Raw genomic sequence first — 16340 nt, 5'->3', positions numbered from 1 at the left:
TATGGGAATAAACATTCAAAAAGGAGAAAAGCTATTTACATTCTTTTGCCTGTACATTGCACAATCGATACCAATGAGTTTCTTCTCTACGGTGATACCTGTAATTATGCGGCAACAGAACTTCTCGCTCGAAAGTATAGGGATGCTCCAATTGCTAAAACTCCCTTGGATACTAAAATTCCTATGGTCTCCTGCAGTCGACCGTTCCACTTTCAGAATAGGTGATTTTAAAAGATGGATTTTCTCCTCAGAATTAATATATGCATCCATCATATTTGCTGTCTCATTTCTCGATTTTCAAACCACACCTTATCTTATTATTGGGCTTGTAGTATTATCTTTTATCGCTTCGGCCACACAAGATATTGCAACCGACTCACTTGCTGTTCTATCTTTTAGTAAAAAGGACAAAAGCCTTGCAAACAGTATGCAGTCGATGGGAAACTTTGCTGGCGCTATGATTGGCGGCGGCATATTACTGTTACTCTATCATAAATTCGGGTGGGGAAATCTATTACCATTCCTCGCTGTATTTGTTATTATAGCTCTAATTCCTCTAATATTTTTCAAGAGGGGAAATAACCAAGTAATCATAAAAGCAAAACAAGAGAAGAAGCCAACCCCCGACGATCTTCTTGGCTTTTTCAAACAAAAAGGTATCTGGAAACAAGTTGTCTTCTTATTTGTCTATTATGCAGGTCTTATTGGTGTGTTAGCGATGCTTAAGCCCATGCTGGTAGATTATGGCTACAACATGAAAGAAATAGGCGTCATGTCCGGGATTGTGGGTACATCTATTGGCTGCCTTGCTTCTTTTGGGGGAGGCTTTATCGTTCGAAAAATAGGTAGACATTCCGCTCGAATATTGTTTGCCGTTTTCACATTGATTACCACTATCTACTTCTGCCTGTTAGTATCTGCTCTTCCCGTAAATATAGCAACTCTGCATTTAGGCATCTCATTACTTTGGGCAAGCTATGGTATGGCGGTTATTGTTGTATATACCACAGCTATGGACTGTGTACGTCCGGGTTTTGAAGGAACGGACTTCACAATACAAACTGTGATTACACACCTGAGCGGAATTATTATGGGTGTAAGCTCCGGTAAAATAGCAGCAATGATAACATACAAAGGACTCTTTGTTGTGGAAATGTGTATCGCAGCCATATCTCTGGCATTTATCTTATTTGCATTCAAACTTAAAGCACCGAAAGAACAAAATGAAACAAGAATTACTGAATAAATATAGCATCCCGGTTCCAAGATATACAAGCTACCCTCCGGCTAACTTTTTCAATGAATCATTTACTGCCGATTCATATAAGGAAGCTATTATACAATCAAATGAACAAAACCCTCAGCATATATCCATCTATATACATATCCCTTTTTGCTACCACATGTGCTATTATTGCGGCTGCAATTCACAGTTGCTCAAAGACAAAAATGTAGTAAAAGAGTATATAGAAACCTTGAAAAAGGAGATACGGATGGTGCTTCCCCTACTCGACCATAGTCGTAAAATATCACAAATACACTATGGAGGAGGAACACCTACGTCACAGCCCGTCTCCGTTCTAAAAGAGATCAACCGGATAATCTTATCCGAGTTTGAATGCATCGAAAATCCGGAAATTGCAATAGAGTGTCATCCCGGATATCTGGATGAAAACTATTGGAATGATCTGATTGATGCCGGATTCAACCGAATAAGTATTGGCATTCAAGATTTTAACGAAGGAGTTTTGAAGGCTTCCGCCCGTAAGCCATCACGAATGGCGATAGAGGATATAGTACACATACTCAGGAGTAAAGGCGTATCCGTTAACATGGATTTTATATACGGACTACCTCTACAAACTCCTGAATCTTTTGCAGAAACTATTCGGAAAGCAATATCCCTCAAGCCGGACAGAATTGTCACTTTTTCTTACGCCCATGTTCCTTGGGTAAATGAGTTGCAAAAAAATCTCGAAAAGATTGGCTTGCCATCAGTTTCTACAAAAAACGAAATATACGAAACAGCTAAGAAATTGCTAATCGATGCTGGATATAAAACGATAGGGCTCGACCACTTTGTATTAGCAAACGATGAGCTCTACGAGGCTTTACAAACAAAATCACTGCATCGCAATTTTCAAGGATACTGTACCCGCCGCACGACAGGTCAGGTTTATGCATTCGGAAATACCGGGATCAGTCAATTATCTACAGCTTACAGCCAAAATGCAAAAGATCTGAGCACATACATATCATCAGTAAATGAGGGTAAATATCCGATAACTAAAGGGTATATACTGAATAAGGAAGAACAAATTACCCGTGAAGTAATAGCTTCACTAATGTGTAACTATACAGTAAGTTGGTCGGATATAGCGACCCGAATGAATATGTCTGAAAAGGAAGTAAAAAATGCTCTGAACTATAACAAAGAGCAGCTCTTTGATTTTCAAAAAGATGGAATTATCGAATTTTCGGAAGATCACATTACAGTATTACCGGAAGCTGCTCCCTTTGTCCGCAATGTTGCTGCTTCGCTCGACAAACTGATGGTAAATAACGAAAAGCGTTATTCCAAATCGGTATAATCAATTTTTGGGTAATAGTTTATTAAAGAAAAGATCTTTCAAGCATGGCTTAATTAATAAAGAATGTATATCTTTAACAAATAGATTAAAAATTAACATTAATACTATGAAAGCTTATTCACAAATATTACTTCTTTTCATCTTTATGTCTTGTCTTTTTATATCCTGCAGCAATGATAAAGACTTACCAGAAGAAAATAAAACATACACATTTCATTCTATTATGTGGAAGTTAGAAGAGGGAGATAAACAAGAGGTAATAGAAGACCATAGAAGCATCTCTATCCATAACAACGTAGACGAACAAGCTATAATAACAAATAAATCAGAAGATTACATTAAGGACTATTCCCATTTTCATAACTCAGAGGATGCAGAACTATTAACCCAATTAATGGGTGAAGATTATACTGTCTCTATACCATCTGAGATCAGTCTATTATCTTCTGATTATGTTTATTATTCAGGTAAAGAAGCTCCGCTACGCATTGGAGAAAAAGTAGAGCTAGAACCTTCCACGAAGGTTAAAGAATCTACAACATTACCACCACATAGCAAGTTAACTACTAATGTGACGATATATCAGAATAAAATAACAGCCACATATCGCATTCGTCTAGTGGCAGACGATGATTCTTTTGATTACAAAGATATACATGGAAAATGGACCGGCGTATTTTTAAGAAATATGGAAAGTAGCTCTGTCGTTGAAGAAATAAAATAAAAACGAATCATTGGACAACATAATAATAAAAAACGGCTTCAATATAATTTGAAGCCGTTTCTATTTTGATACAATATGTTTTTACATACCTCCTGTAACAGGAATAACTTCTCCTGTAACATAAGCGGACAAATCCGATGCAAGGAATACAGCAACATTCGCTACATCCTCAGGTGTTCCTCCACGACGTAACGGAATTTGCTCTGCCCATTTTTTCTTTACATCCTCAGACAATACTCCTGTCATTTCTGTAATGATGAATCCCGGACAAATACAGTTTGCACGAACATTTCTCGAGCCGAGTTCTTTTGCTACAGATTTAGCCAAGCCAATCATCCCTGCCTTAGATGCAGAATAGTTAGCTTGTCCGGCATTACCGTTAAGCCCAACGATAGAACTCATATTTATGACATTTCCGCTCTTTTGCTTCATAAATATTGGAGTAAGTGCGTGAATAAAGTTGAATGCAGACTTTAAGTTTATATTGATTACCATGTCCCATTGCTGTTCAGTCATACGCATCATCAGTCCGTCACGGGTAATCCCTGCATTATTTACAAGAATATCTATCTGTCCGAAATCTTTAGCTATTTCTTCTACCACTTTATGAGTGTCTTCAAAATTTGCAGCATTAGATGCATATCCTTTTGCTTTCACTCCAAATTTTTCAATCTCTGCTTCAGTCGCTTTTGCGTTGTCATCTATAGCTAAGTCAGTAAATGCAATATTTGCTCCCTGCTCTGCAAATTTAAGTGCGATGGCTTTACCTATACCACGAGCTGCACCTGTAATAATAGCGGTTTTACCTTCTAGTAATTTCATAATTTAAAGTATAAATTAAATTTATATAGTTTACAATCTACTTTTTCTTCTTTTTTATTCCCTCAAATATAAGGTAAGCAATATTTTCTCTTTGCGATTCGGTTTGCAGGCTCTCTGCTCTAATCTGCCCTCTGATGTAAGGTACTTCCAATCCTTTGAGCGCATGGTGAAGTATTTCAGCTGTAGCTTGAGTGTCGGGCATCTCGAAAGTACCCTCTTCCACTCCTTTGTTCAGAATATCTTTCAGTACCTGAATTTCTTTTCTATCAAACGATTTCCTTACATTTTGCACACGCCAGATATCACGGAAGAAATCGGCTTTCAATGTACCATTCCTTGCCACAACATTTTTCACTGCATCAAATCGCGTATAAAAAAACAAAAGAAGTTTCTCGTCTGCGGGAAGATTCTTATTTGCTACAGTCTGCAAAGCATGGAACATCTGATCGAGCTCCGTCTCCAGAACCGCCTGATACACCTCATTCTTATTATTGAAATATGTATATAGTGTCCTCCGCCCTTTGTGCGAAGCTACTGCAATATCATTCATGGTGGTATTTTCCACCCCCAACCTTGCAAATAGCTGACGAGCTACATCTATCAGGATATTTCGGGTTTTGTTTATGGCCATAAACTAAATTTGCACACAAATATTACAAGTGTGCAAATTTAGCATAAAAATATTGAATACATAAGATTTTCCTTTGGTTTTATCACTTTTAGGAATTTTATACATACAGAATAAGTATAAGCCTACTCATGCTTTTTATCCTGTCGACTACGTATATATCAATAGCAAATGCTTAATATAATCAAAATAGACAAATTGCCCTGGGAGATTCCGGAGGTTTAAAAACCTCTCTGTCGCATCGCCTCAAATGTAAGGATGGCAGTAGAAACAGACACATTGAGCGAATCGATCTTACCCCTCATTGGAATCTTTACGCGATAGTCAGCGTTATCGAGCCAAAAGTGAGTCAATCCATCTGCTTCTGTACCCATAACGATAGCAGAGGGTTTAGTAAAATCGGTATCCTGATACCATTGTGAAGCATTCAGTTCAGCAGCATAAGCCTTTATACTTCTGCTTTTCAAATAGCTCAATGCTTCCTGAGATGTACAAACGGCTGTCTGCACAGTAAAAACACATCCTACGCTAGAGCGTATTGCATTCGGATTATAGATATCAGTGGCAGGATCGCAAACAATTACAGCATCAGCTTGCGCTGCATCGGCCGTACGTAGAACAGCTCCTAAATTACCGGGTTTTTCTACAGATTCGAGTATAATAAGGAACGGATTATCTGAAAGTTTAAGATCTGCCAACGTATGTCCTTTGGGTTTAGCCAAAGTTAAAAGCCCATCAGAGCCTTCACGATAGGCTATTTTTTCAAAAACAGCTTCCGAAACTTCAAATTTTTTATTGTCAGATATAGATTCTAGAACATGGGGATAATCTGTTTTCACAAACAGTTCGGGACAGACAAACACTGAGTCTGCCTCATAGCCCGCCATCAGAGCAAGATTTAATTCCCTAGCCCCTTCTATTATAAATAAATTTTGCTCTCTCCGTTCTTTTGCTTTCGAAAGCTTTACAATATTTTTTATCCTCGAATTTTGCAGGCTGACAATTTTTTCCATTATATCCTAATTGTTATCATAATGCAAAAATAAGAATTAATTACCGACAAAATCCTGTTATTTTATACCTTTGTAAGCTTTATTAGACAATCAATTTATATATACAACTCTAAACGATAATTATTTTATGAGATATATCTGGATGCTTTCCGTTGGTATTCTATTCTTAATAAGTTGCAGCACAAAAGGAAAAAACAAAGAAGAGGTTCCAACCGAGCCAAAGAAATATACTCGTTTCAACGGGAATTACAATCTCACATTTAACGATTTACCGGATTTACATATCGAGGCCGCCGAAGCAAACGGCGTAGGACCTTTGGAGACAAGAGCAGACACTGCATTATATCAGGACAAGCTTGTACGTATCCCAATAGAACTGGATATTTACCGTGTTGATAAGCTTACACACTCAATGCCTTTTCTAGTTCCTAAAGCAGCAAATTTACTATCCGAGATCTGTATTAACTTCAGAGACTCGCTCATCAGTAAAAAAATGCCGCTTTATAAGCCGATCATTACGAGCATAACACGCACTAATGATGATGTAAAAGGGCTAAGCAGAAGAAATAGAAATGCAAGTGATAATTCTGCACACCGTTATGGAACAACAATAGATATAGCGTGGACCCGATTTGACAAAGTGAACCCAACAGACAGCCGGGTTTTGGACGACGGCAGACTAAAAGCCATATTGGGGCAGGTTTTGCATGATCTGCATGAACGCGACAGGTGCTATATAAAACATGAGAGAAAACAATCTTGCTTTCATATCACGGTAAGATAATTTTTAAATAAGCAATTAGTTGCTGCTAAAAATATGAAACGCTACTTTATATACCTTGCATACAATGGAGAAAATTACTGTGGTTGGCAGATACAGCCGAATGGCGTATCGGTACAAGAAACCATAGAAAAAGCTCTCACAACGCTACTGCGTACTCCGACAACAATAGTGGGTGCGGGACGTACCGATGCGGGTGTACATGCGCGAATGATGGCAGCACATTTTGACTATGAGACTGAAAATCTTGATTTGCCCCTTCTTGCCAAAAAACTAAATAGCATACTCCCTAAAGATATTTCGATATATAATATTGTAGAAGTAAAACCCGATGCTCACGCACGTTTTGATGCAACAAGCAGACTATACAGATATTATATCACTACAGAAAAAGATCCTTTCTTACATCATTTGAAATATAAAGTACATGGAAATCTTGATATAGATAAGATGAATGCATGTGCCGATATCTTATTCAAATATGAAGATTTTACGAGTTTTAGCAAGTTGCACACCGATGTAAAGACGAATAATTGTACCATTCTAGCTGCACAATGGGAGAAAAAAGGCAATGATTACATCTTCACCATCAAGGCAAATCGCTTCCTGCGCAATATGGTACGCTCCATAGTAGGCACATTGCTGGAAGCAGGAAAAGGGAAGATAGATTCGGGAGAAATGCGAAGGATTATAGAGGCTAAAGACAGAGGTGAAGCCGGAACATCCGTTCCGGGACATGCTCTTTTTTTAGAAGAAATAGAATACAATAATGACATTTTTATACAATGAGAATAAATATTCTTAGCGGTAGGACATTAAGAGGGTTCATGGAAAGTGAAAAGTCAGGAGGACTTGTGCTTATTGTTTGCACAATCGTCTCCATACTTTTGGCAAACTCATCATGGATTGGAGAACAATACAGAGGCATCTGGGAATTTGGGGTAGGAAGCCATAGCATTGCCGAATGGATAAACGATGGTTTGATGGCGGTATTCTTCCTATTGGTAGGACTTGAACTTATACAGGAAATATACGAAGGAGAGCTGTCTAATATAAAACGTGCGATGCTGCCCATATCCGGCGCATTAGGCGGCATGTTAGTACCCGCAGGTATTTATATGTTTCTCAACCACGGCACACCTACTCTATCGGGTTTTGGTATTCCTATGGCTACGGACATTGCTTTTGCATTGGGTATTTTATCCCTGTTGGGCAATCGTGTACCTACTTCCTTGAAAGTGTTCCTTACGGCTCTGGCTGTAATTGACGATCTGGGCGCAATTATCGTAATTGCCATATTTTATACATCCTCTCTATCTTGGGTTAGCTTGCTGATGGCTTTAGGAATATTTGTTCTTTTATTATTGCTGAATAAAAAATTCCATGTAAATAATATGATCCCTTACATTGTCGGGGGGATCGTCATGTGGTATTTTATGCTCAACTCGGGAGTACATGCCACTATCGCCGGTGTATTATTAGCTATAACGATCCCTTTCAAGAAAAGGGAGAAGAGATGCATGTCGAATCGTTGGCAGCACTTTTTGCACTACCCTATAGCTTTCGGAGTATTACCTTTGTTTGCTTTGGCCAATACAGCAATGATAATAGAAGGAAACTGGGATCAGTCGATAGGTGAACCTTTCGCACAAGGTATCCTGCTAGGACTCATTGTAGGAAAACCAATCGGAATCACTCTCTTTAGCTTTATCTTTGTGAAAACAGGTATTTGTGCCTTGCCAAGAGGAATCAATTGGAAGGGGCTATTGGGTGCCGGCATGCTTGGAGGAATCGGATTTACAATGTCCATTTTCATTACTCTTCTTGCCTTCGATGATATACATTATATCAACGAATCAAAATTGATGATACTGCTGGCATCTTTGGCTTCAGGTATTATCGGCTATACATGGCTAAACTTCGTGATGAAAAAAGAAAGAGAACGAATTTCGTAGATAATAAGATTTAAATAAATGTGGCTAGCTCTCGCCTTTGTTTCAGCGTTCTTCCTTGGATGCTATGATATTTGTAAAAAAAAATCAGTAGATGGAAATGCAGTAATTCCCGTATTATTTCTTAACACGCTTTTTTGTTCCTTATTGCTGCTTCCGTTAGTTGTTATATCAAAAATATCTCCTGATATTCTTTATGGAACAATCGGATATGTACCGTCGGTGTCGATAGAAACTCATGGGTATATTTTTGTTAAGTCGGTTATTGTACTTACATCATGGATATTCGGCTATTTCGCCATAAAACATCTTCCCCTGACAATTACAGGGCCCATAAACGCTACACGTCCGGTTATGACTCTGGTGGGAGCATTGCTGATATTCGGTGAGAGGCTCAATTTATATCAATGGATAGGGGTGATTATCACTATTATTTCATTCTTCCTGTTATCCCTTTCGGGCAAAAAGGAGGGAATCAGCTTTCACAAAAACAAATGGATACTCTTTATGATTCTGGCTGCTATAGCCGGTTCAGCAAGCGGGCTATACGATAAATTTCTGATGCAGAAATTCAGTTCTACCGCAGTTCAATTCTGGTTCAACTCGTACCAATGTCTGCTGATGCTGATCGTGATGGTTGTATTATGGTATCCTAAAAAAAAGAACAACACTCCTTTCAGGTGGAAATGGAGTATTATCTTGGTTTCTGTTTTCCTTACAATAGCGGACTTTGTGTACTTCTATGCCCTTACAGACCCGGATGCAATGATCTCAATCGTATCTATGGTAAGGCGCAGCAGCGTGCTTGTTTCTTTTGCCGGAGGAGTACTCTTATTCCATGAAAAAAACTTAAAAGGAAAAGCGATAGACCTTGTTTTAATAATCATAGCAATGTTTTTCCTATATTTGGGGACAAAATAATTCGATACAAAATGAGAAAGTTTATACTTGCAATTATTATCATATTCAGTATTGTTTCCCGAGTTTCGGCTCAGGATCTGAAAACAATTTTTCTTGCTATGCCTGAAAACATGATTACAGGACTCGATGCTGCCGGAAAAGAGAAACTACTTTCGAATCCGAATGATACAACAGGCATTACAGCTCCAAGGGGCTCTTTTGGAGAAGTAGAAAGAATTGGTATTTCTTCTGATTATATATCCCTGCAAACTTCCGAGGCCGGAACAGTTCAGATAAAGCTTTTACCTTTGATAAACGAGTCGAAAATAATTTGCGTTGTAAAGACTGTTTGTGGAAAAGCGTGTGACAGTCAAATACAATTTTATACTACACAATGGTTCCCGATACCTCAAAATGATCTGTTTCCGAAGATAAACAAGGATACTTTCATTATAGCAAATGCAGACAAGAATAGCCAGGAGTTTCGCAACGCTTATGCTGCACTGGATATGAATCCGATAACAATAGATCTTTCGCCCGACAGCACATCGTTAGAAATAAGTTACGATATAGAGAATTATCTTACCGGGGAAGATTACAAGATGATAGAGCCTTTCCTCATCGAAAATCCTAAACGGTATACATGGGATAAGCTCTCTTTCAAGCCCGAATAAGTGCTACCAGTTTAGCACATGAATAGAATGACATGCGGCTAATGCAGCTGTCTCGGTACGCAAGCGGCTTTCCCCTAAAGTAACAGGTTGAAAGCCATTTTTTATTGCCTCTTCTACCTCCTGCTCCGAAAAATCGCCTTCAGGACCAATCAAGATCAGAACATTTTCCCCTAATTTATAAGCATCCTTCAACGATTTTTTTTCAGAGGGGTAGCAATGAGCGATAAATTTTTGTCCTTTAAAATCTTGTTTAACAAACTTCGAAAAAGATTGCATTTCATCCAATTGAGGAAGGATTGCTTTTTGCGATTGCTTCATTGCCGAAACGAGAATTTTCTCTATTCGCTGAAGCTTTATTTCTCTGCGCTCCGAATGTTGACAAAGAAGCGGAGAAAACCGATCTATACCTATTTCTGTTGCCTTCTCGGCAAACCATTCGATGCGATCTATATTTTTTGTAGGGGCAAAAGCAATATGAATATTACATTCCCAGTTTTTGGGCTGTACTATTGTTTTCAGGATATTTACGTGACAATGTTTAGGGTTAGCCTGTATGATTTCAGCATCATAAAAGCACCCTTTCCCGTCTGTTAAAAGGATCTCATCCCCCTCCTTTTTACGCAGTACCTTTATACAATGTTGCGCTTCCTCGAGAGGTAATTCGGGATTACTCAATATATCGGGTGTATAGAAAATTGTCTTATCCATTCTTCTTAAAAATCAGATCCTCTTTACAAAGATACATACTTCTTCATAAAGAGGACACTACCAAAATGTTTAAATCACTTACTTCTATTCTTCAAAAATAATTTTATTCGCTCCCAATTCTTTTATTTTAGCTAGCGACTCTACATGAATCCCGAGCTCGCGCAAACGTCGTCCACCGTCCTGAAAGCTTTTCTCGATGATAAAGCCCATACCGTATAGTTCAGCGCCCGATTGCTTAATAATATCATATACACCTACCGCAGCATTTCCGTTTGCAAGAAAGTCATCAATAAAGACCACCTTATCATCCTTTGTAAGAAAATCACCACTTACCGACACGGTATATTCCTTGTCTTTTGTAAAAGAATATACTGTAGTAGACAACATATTCACCATTGTTTTAGGTACGGCCTTCTTTACGAAAACAACAGGCAGCTCGAGTAAGTATCCCAACATAATAGCCGGAGCAATACCACTAGCTTCAATTGTAACAACTTTGTTGATAGGCATATTCCCAAAACGACGAACAAATTCAACGCCTATCGATTTCATCAGGATAGGATCCATCTGATGATTGATAAAACTATCTACTTTAAGGATTCCCCCTTCAAAACTTTTTCCGTCTTTTAGAATACGATCTTTAAGTAATTTCATTGTAATATTTTTTATTCCTTAATACGGATAACAACATTAGCGATTATAGCAACTACACCTCCTGTAGTAATACCGGACGAGAAAATACCGCTTATGGTAGCAGGCATCTGCGAAAGAATATTAGGTACTAGTTCAACTCCCAGTCCGCATGCAAAGCTTACTGCAAGTACAAGTATTGCTTTTCTGTCGATATCCTGAGAAGCAATAATACGCACACCAGATGCAGCTACCGTACCGAACATCAAAAGTGTAGCTCCACCCAATACAGGCTCAGGCATAATAGAGAATATACCTCCAACAAAAGGGAAAGCACTCAGAATAACCAGAAATGCGGCAATATAATAACCTACACGACGACTGGCAACACCTGTCAACTGTATCAAACCATTATTTTGAGCAAATATTGAATTCGGGAAAGAGTTGAGTACCCCAGCCAAAGCGGAATTTATACCATCGGCCAATACGCCTCCTTGTACACGTTTCATAAATTTAGGACCTTCAATAGGTTCTCCACCAATCATCGAATTGGCAGTAATATCACCATAAGCTTCTATCGAAGTTATAAAGTAGATAAGAGCAACCGCGATAAATGCCGACAGGTCAAAGCCCAGACCGTATTTAAACGGCTGAGGAATTGTTATTGCCCCTATCGCTCCCATCTTAGAGAAATCTATCCAGCCCATAAAATAAGCAGTCACATATCCTATGATAATACCTATGATAATAGAACTCATGCGGATATATTTATTTCTTATACTGTTCAATACAAGTATAGAAACAAGAACAAGTGCTGCCAGACCTAAGTTCTGCATACTGCCAAATGATCTTGCACCCTCAACACTCATTGCATTGAAACCTCCTCCACAAGAAATAATCGCTACTTTTATAAGAGAAAGTCCTATCATTGTAACCACGATACCTGAAACAAGGGGAGTGATAATCTTTTTTGTATATTTAAGTAATCGGCTAACTATCATTTCCACAGGTGATGCGGCAATACATACTCCGAATATAGCGGCAAGTATAGCAGCTTCGCCCATATCACCTTTGGCGGCAAAACTAGCGGTAAGCGCACCAATGAAGGAGAAACTTGTTCCTTGTATACAAAGCAGGCCACAACCTACGGGGCCAAACTTACGGCATTGTATAAATGTAGATATACCCGATGCCAATAAAGCCATAGAAACAAGAAACCCTGTTGTTTCGACTGTAAAATTTAGAGCCTGGGAAATAATCAGCGGAGGGGTTATTATTGCTATAAATATAGCCAAAAGGTGCTGTAGACCGGCAAAGACAGCCTCTTTAAATGGAGGATTATCTTCTATCTGATAAATAAGATCTGTTTTACGAATCGGTTGGATAAATTTATCAACCTCATTTTCTGTCATTTCCATTTGAGCCTCCTTCTTTTTTGATTATTAACCTTTTATATTCATCGATTCCATATTGAAGCTATATACTTCTTCAATCGGAATAGCATTTCTTTCTATAGTATTGATGTCTTTAGCTTCTTCAGTCCACAAAAAAGGGAAAAAACTATATGCATAGTCAGGGCGCAGATGCATTACATCCTGTTGCCAGCCATCCCACCTCATACCGGGATAAAATTCATCCATATCTGTCTCGAAGCAGAATAAAAGAAACTGGCTATATTCCATTTCCAAAGGAATCCATTGAAGCATATCGGGAGCAAAGTAGTACAGGTTTCCGGTGTCTTCTCCCAAAAAACCGCCGTTAATTGCATAAAACCCGCCGATGGCATCGTCTGCAACCAATAAATATGGAGCAGGTTCTCCAAATTCAGAAAAAGATTTGCCCATATTCCAGTCGGGAAGAGTTCTTTTCATACGATCACTGCCTGATCCAAGAATACGAATCCATCCATTGTCGATTAATAGCCCGCCTGTTTCGTAGATAATTGCTCCCATCAGAGAGCGTGTGGTAACTTGTGCGTGTATCAGACTTTTTTCGGCTCGTTGACGCTCGCAAGGCAGAATTTCCACCTTGTTTTTGGCCTGATCAATCCATTTTTTTACAATCGGCCAACCCGGGTCTTCCGTGTTTACAAGCTCTTGTAGCGTACGCATTGGCACATATACTGATGGTAAAACGTCGTTTACCTCATTTTTAATTTAAGGTGCAAAAGTAGTATATTTATAGATATTCTCTAAATAATTAATGAAAGAATAATAGAATATATACGGACACACCACCAAACATACATTTAAACAATTGATTATAAGAACAAAATATCGGCCTAATCAATTATAAAAGAATACAAAATAGCAGCTGTTTGCAGTATTAAAAATCCCATTCAACAAAAAAAGAATGTCCAAGTTCCGACAATTTTTATTAAATTTATACCCATAAAAGCGTGAAATACTGTATTTTTAACCATTTCCTAATTGCTAGGATTACCGAAGGGTTAAATTATATTCACAAATAATAGATTATATAGAGTATTCATTTGTAGATAAATAAACTATCCACATGAAATAGTTTTGTCTAAAAAGAAAGTTCTAGTTCACATATAAAATAAACACAATGACTCATTTACCATCTATAATTAGCGATTTAGCTTTTATATTGATAATTGCGGGAATAATAACCATCATATTCAAATGGTTAAACCAACCTTTAGTATTAGGGTATATAGTTGCTGGATTCTTGACAGGTCCACACTCTAGTTTTTTCCCTACAGTTACCGATGCTGAAAATATAAATATCTGGGCAGAGATTGGTGTTATATTCCTCTTATTTGGTATGGGGCTTGAATTTAGCTTCAAGAAACTCATCAGTAATGGAAAGACAGGATTTATAACACTCATCATGATTGCCATAGGGCTCGGTGTATCCGGTTACTTTATCGGGCTATGGCTCGGATGGGGTACATGGAACAGTCTTATACTGGGCTGTATGCTCTGTTTGTCGTCCACTACTATTATCGTAAAAGGATTCGAAGACCCAAAATATAGAGGCAAACGTTTTACAGAAGTAGTTTTCGGCATACTTATATTTGACGACCTTTTTGCCATCCTCGTCATGGTATTTATGGGAACAATTGCCGTAAGCCGCCACTTTGAAGGCACCGAAATGTTGCTCAGCTTAGGGAAATTGATCTTCTTTATGGTCGTATGGGTTGTATGTGGTATATTCCTTATACCTACCTTTCTCAAAAAAGCAAAAAAATGGCTCAATGATGAAACACTGCTTATCATTTCCTTAGGCTTGTGTTTGGGTATGGTAGTCTTTGCTACAGAAGTTGAACTTTCTTCGGCATTGGGCGCATTTATCATGGGATCTATTTTAGCAGAAACAATAAAGCTCGAAAAAATAGAAACCCTCACCAAACCTATAAAAGACTTTTTCGGAGCTGTCTTTTTTGTTTCGGTGGGTATGATGATGAATCCTACCGTAATACAAGAGAACTTCGTGAGTGTAATCATAATTACATTGGCAGTTTTATTAGGAAAAATAATATTCACTGCTATAGGAGCACGCTTATCCGGCGAATCGATGTTAGTATCCATTCAGTCGGGATTCAGTATGGCTCAGGTTGGCGAGTTTGCTTTTATTGTGGCAAGTTCGGCGATAGCCTATCAATTGGCAGACAATTTTATTTACCCTATTATTATTGCCGTTTCTATACTTACTACGTTTACTACTCCATACCTTATGGCTGCAAGTATTCCTTTTTATAATTGGATGATGAAAACCATACCCGACTCATGGAGGCAGAAAATACTTGAAAAAGACGAAAGGCTTGAAAATCCTAAAAATCAAAGTGACTGGAGTGTATTTCTAACTAATTACATATCGAATGTCATTGTTTTCATATCATTATGTATTGGTGCTATTATCGTTACATCGAGCTTCATCGCTCCATTTATCAACGAACATATAGCAGAACCTTGGGGAAATATTATTTGCCTTGTAATCACTTTTCTGGCTATCTCTCCAATTCTCAAAGGGCTTGTCTATAGAGGAGGGCAACAGCCTTACCTGATATTGAAACTTTGGCAACGAAGTGTAAGAAACAGAATTATACTATCTTCGTTAATACTACTTCGGTTTATCATTGCTTATGCTTTTATCTATGTTCTCTTATGGCTGTTTCTAACCATCCCTATTTGGGTATCGGTACTGATTGCTGGCGTGCTTATCTTCCTTGTGATACAATCGAAGCACCTGCTCAAGCTGTATTGGAAAATAGAATACAGGTTTGTAGTAAACTTTAACCAGAGGATATTGGAAGAAAGACGAAGAAATTCCCTAAAGCAGAACGGTGGAGTAGTCGTTTACGATCTCGACAATACAAACTGGATAGAAAGCAACCTGTATGTAGGGAAATTCAAACTGGAACCCGGCTCGGAATATGAGCATAAAATGCTTAAGGATACCGACTTCAGGCAACGATACGATCTGATTATCATAACAGTACGTAGAGGCGAAGAAGATCTATATTTTCCCAATGGAGACTTTGTGCTAGAGTCCGGCGACCTGCTCTTAGTGGCCGGAAACATTATGAATATCGACCGCCTGATGACTATGAAGAATTGCATAACAATGTTCAAGAGCACCTTGCGCACAATACACGAATTCTCTAAGCAGCAAGACAATGATCCGCATTCTAACATCAAATGTATATCCCTCATCGTGGAAGAAAATTCTGTTCTGAATAACAAAAGCCTATACGAATCGGAAATGGGCAAAGAAAAGAAATGCTTTGTTGTGGGATTTGAGAGTAAAGGAACTGTTAAGATCAATCCCCCGGCAAATACAACCTTCTCTACAGGAGATATTTTGTGGATTATTGGAGATAAGCAAAGTATATATGGTTTTGTAAAAGAAAATCTTCATCTATAAAAAGTTAGAAAGATAAATCGGGATATA

General features: G+C 38.2%; 16 protein-coding genes. 9 read left to right on the top strand and 7 right to left on the bottom strand.

Annotation, left to right across the window (positions count from 1 at the left end; all coding sequences use genetic code 11):
• The first annotated feature begins 1 nt into the window (after position 1).
• The 3 genes from QOX35_RS02445 to QOX35_RS02435 all read left to right on the top strand — a co-directional run bounded on the left by QOX35_RS02445 (position 2) and on the right by QOX35_RS02435 (position 3315).
• Positions 2-1246 carry an MFS transporter gene (locus tag QOX35_RS02445; protein ID WP_283685642.1) on the top strand — a complete coding sequence of 415 codons (1245 nt, stop codon included), beginning with the start codon at positions 2-4 and terminating at the stop codon, positions 1244-1246.
• Positions 1224-2591, top strand: coding sequence for an oxygen-independent coproporphyrinogen III oxidase (hemN, locus tag QOX35_RS02440; protein WP_283685641.1), 1368 nt, complete (start codon positions 1224-1226; stop codon positions 2589-2591). The genes QOX35_RS02445 and hemN overlap by 23 nt, the downstream gene beginning before the upstream one ends.
• A gap of 223 nt (positions 2592-2814) precedes the next feature.
• Positions 2815-3315: a hypothetical protein gene (locus QOX35_RS02435; protein ID WP_283685640.1), complete on the top strand. Its 501-nt coding sequence runs from the start codon at positions 2815-2817 to the stop codon at positions 3313-3315.
• Positions 3316-3396: 81 nt separating this feature from the next.
• Here the strand turns inward: QOX35_RS02435 and fabG are convergent, their stop codons facing one another.
• From fabG to QOX35_RS02420, 3 genes are all read right to left on the bottom strand, one after another.
• Positions 3397-4137, bottom strand: coding sequence for a 3-oxoacyl-[acyl-carrier-protein] reductase (gene fabG / locus QOX35_RS02430; protein ID WP_283685639.1), 741 nt, complete (start codon positions 4135-4137; stop codon positions 3397-3399).
• Positions 4138-4174: 37 nt separating this feature from the next.
• A complete protein-coding gene (locus tag QOX35_RS02425) occupies positions 4175-4768 on the bottom strand; it encodes a TetR/AcrR family transcriptional regulator (protein WP_135106597.1) in 594 nt (197 codons plus the stop codon).
• Between the two features lie 218 nt (positions 4769-4986).
• Positions 4987-5778 (bottom strand): TrmH family RNA methyltransferase, encoded by a 792-nt coding sequence (locus QOX35_RS02420; RefSeq protein WP_283685638.1) that lies wholly within the window; start codon positions 5776-5778, stop codon positions 4987-4989.
• 127 nt (positions 5779-5905) lie between these two features.
• On the opposite strand from QOX35_RS02420, the gene QOX35_RS02415 reads away from it, so the two are divergent.
• From QOX35_RS02415 to QOX35_RS02395, 5 genes are read left to right on the top strand one after another with little or no spacing between them, the layout of a single operon-like run.
• Positions 5906-6562 (top strand): DUF5715 family protein, encoded by a 657-nt coding sequence (locus QOX35_RS02415; RefSeq protein ID WP_006841542.1) that lies wholly within the window; start codon positions 5906-5908, stop codon positions 6560-6562.
• Between the two features lie 33 nt (positions 6563-6595).
• Positions 6596-7348, top strand: coding sequence for a tRNA pseudouridine(38-40) synthase TruA (gene truA, locus QOX35_RS02410; protein ID WP_283685637.1), 753 nt, complete (start codon positions 6596-6598; stop codon positions 7346-7348).
• Complete coding sequence (nhaA, locus tag QOX35_RS02405) at positions 7345-8514, top strand: Na+/H+ antiporter NhaA (RefSeq protein WP_283685636.1); 1170 nt, start codon at positions 7345-7347, stop codon at positions 8512-8514. Before truA ends, nhaA begins: the two co-directional genes overlap by 4 nt.
• Before the next feature lie 18 nt (positions 8515-8532).
• On the top strand, positions 8533-9432 hold the full coding sequence (locus QOX35_RS02400) for an EamA family transporter (RefSeq protein ID WP_283685635.1): 900 nt from the start codon (positions 8533-8535) through the stop codon (positions 9430-9432).
• 11 nt (positions 9433-9443) lie between these two features.
• Positions 9444-10085, top strand: coding sequence for a DUF3256 family protein (locus QOX35_RS02395; protein ID WP_283685634.1), 642 nt, complete (start codon positions 9444-9446; stop codon positions 10083-10085).
• A gap of 3 nt (positions 10086-10088) precedes the next feature.
• Here QOX35_RS02395 and QOX35_RS02390 read toward each other — a convergent pair whose 3' ends face one another.
• The 4 genes from QOX35_RS02390 to QOX35_RS02375 all read right to left on the bottom strand — a co-directional run bounded on the left by QOX35_RS02390 (position 10089) and on the right by QOX35_RS02375 (position 13534).
• The gene (locus tag QOX35_RS02390) at positions 10089-10793 is read right to left on the bottom strand and encodes a 16S rRNA (uracil(1498)-N(3))-methyltransferase (RefSeq protein WP_283685632.1); all 705 of its coding nucleotides are present in this window, start codon (positions 10791-10793) and stop codon (positions 10089-10091) included.
• An 84-nt stretch (positions 10794-10877) separates the two neighbouring features.
• Positions 10878-11447, bottom strand: coding sequence for a xanthine phosphoribosyltransferase (gene xpt, locus QOX35_RS02385; RefSeq protein WP_135106583.1), 570 nt, complete (start codon positions 11445-11447; stop codon positions 10878-10880).
• An 11-nt stretch (positions 11448-11458) separates the two neighbouring features.
• Positions 11459-12841 carry a nucleobase:cation symporter-2 family protein gene (locus QOX35_RS02380; RefSeq protein ID WP_135106581.1) on the bottom strand — a complete coding sequence of 461 codons (1383 nt, stop codon included), beginning with the start codon at positions 12839-12841 and terminating at the stop codon, positions 11459-11461.
• A gap of 24 nt (positions 12842-12865) precedes the next feature.
• Positions 12866-13534 carry a DUF2625 domain-containing protein gene (locus tag QOX35_RS02375; RefSeq protein WP_283685631.1) on the bottom strand — a complete coding sequence of 223 codons (669 nt, stop codon included), beginning with the start codon at positions 13532-13534 and terminating at the stop codon, positions 12866-12868.
• Between the two features lie 457 nt (positions 13535-13991).
• Between QOX35_RS02375 and QOX35_RS02370 the strand changes: the two genes are divergently transcribed.
• Positions 13992-16313 (top strand): monovalent cation:proton antiporter family protein, encoded by a 2322-nt coding sequence (locus QOX35_RS02370; RefSeq protein WP_283685630.1) that lies wholly within the window; start codon positions 13992-13994, stop codon positions 16311-16313.
• Positions 16314-16340 lie beyond the last annotated feature (27 nt).

The organism is Dysgonomonas sp. Marseille-Q5470, assembly GCF_951230145.1.
GTDB lineage: Bacteria > Bacteroidota > Bacteroidia > Bacteroidales > Dysgonomonadaceae > Dysgonomonas.
Note: the sequence above shows the minus strand (reverse complement) of the source record. Positions and strands in the feature narration are given on the sequence as shown.

Bases quoted from the DNA above. Each gene is read 5' to 3' on its own strand.
- QOX35_RS02445 (WP_283685642.1), top strand. From the start codon at position 2: ATGGGAATAAACATTCAAAAAGGAGAAAAGCTATTTACATTCTTTTGC.
- hemN (WP_283685641.1), top strand. From the start codon at position 1,224: ATGAAACAAGAATTACTGAATAAATATAGCATCCCGGTTCCAAGATAT.
- QOX35_RS02435 (WP_283685640.1), top strand. From the start codon at position 2,815: ATGTGGAAGTTAGAAGAGGGAGATAAACAAGAGGTAATAGAAGACCAT.
- fabG (WP_283685639.1), bottom strand. From the start codon at position 4,137: ATGAAATTACTAGAAGGTAAAACCGCTATTATTACAGGTGCAGCTCGT.
- QOX35_RS02425 (WP_135106597.1), bottom strand. From the start codon at position 4,768: ATGGCCATAAACAAAACCCGAAATATCCTGATAGATGTAGCTCGTCAG.
- QOX35_RS02420 (WP_283685638.1), bottom strand. From the start codon at position 5,778: ATGGAAAAAATTGTCAGCCTGCAAAATTCGAGGATAAAAAATATTGTA.
- QOX35_RS02415 (WP_006841542.1), top strand. From the start codon at position 5,906: ATGAGATATATCTGGATGCTTTCCGTTGGTATTCTATTCTTAATAAGT.
- truA (WP_283685637.1), top strand. From the start codon at position 6,596: ATGAAACGCTACTTTATATACCTTGCATACAATGGAGAAAATTACTGT.
- nhaA (WP_283685636.1), top strand. From the start codon at position 7,345: ATGAGAATAAATATTCTTAGCGGTAGGACATTAAGAGGGTTCATGGAA.
- QOX35_RS02400 (WP_283685635.1), top strand. From the start codon at position 8,533: ATGTGGCTAGCTCTCGCCTTTGTTTCAGCGTTCTTCCTTGGATGCTAT.
- QOX35_RS02395 (WP_283685634.1), top strand. From the start codon at position 9,444: ATGAGAAAGTTTATACTTGCAATTATTATCATATTCAGTATTGTTTCC.
- QOX35_RS02390 (WP_283685632.1), bottom strand. From the start codon at position 10,793: ATGGATAAGACAATTTTCTATACACCCGATATATTGAGTAATCCCGAA.
- xpt (WP_135106583.1), bottom strand. From the start codon at position 11,447: ATGAAATTACTTAAAGATCGTATTCTAAAAGACGGAAAAAGTTTTGAA.
- QOX35_RS02380 (WP_135106581.1), bottom strand. From the start codon at position 12,841: ATGGAAATGACAGAAAATGAGGTTGATAAATTTATCCAACCGATTCGT.
- QOX35_RS02375 (WP_283685631.1), bottom strand. From the start codon at position 13,534: ATGCGTACGCTACAAGAGCTTGTAAACACGGAAGACCCGGGTTGGCCG.
- QOX35_RS02370 (WP_283685630.1), top strand. From the start codon at position 13,992: ATGACTCATTTACCATCTATAATTAGCGATTTAGCTTTTATATTGATA.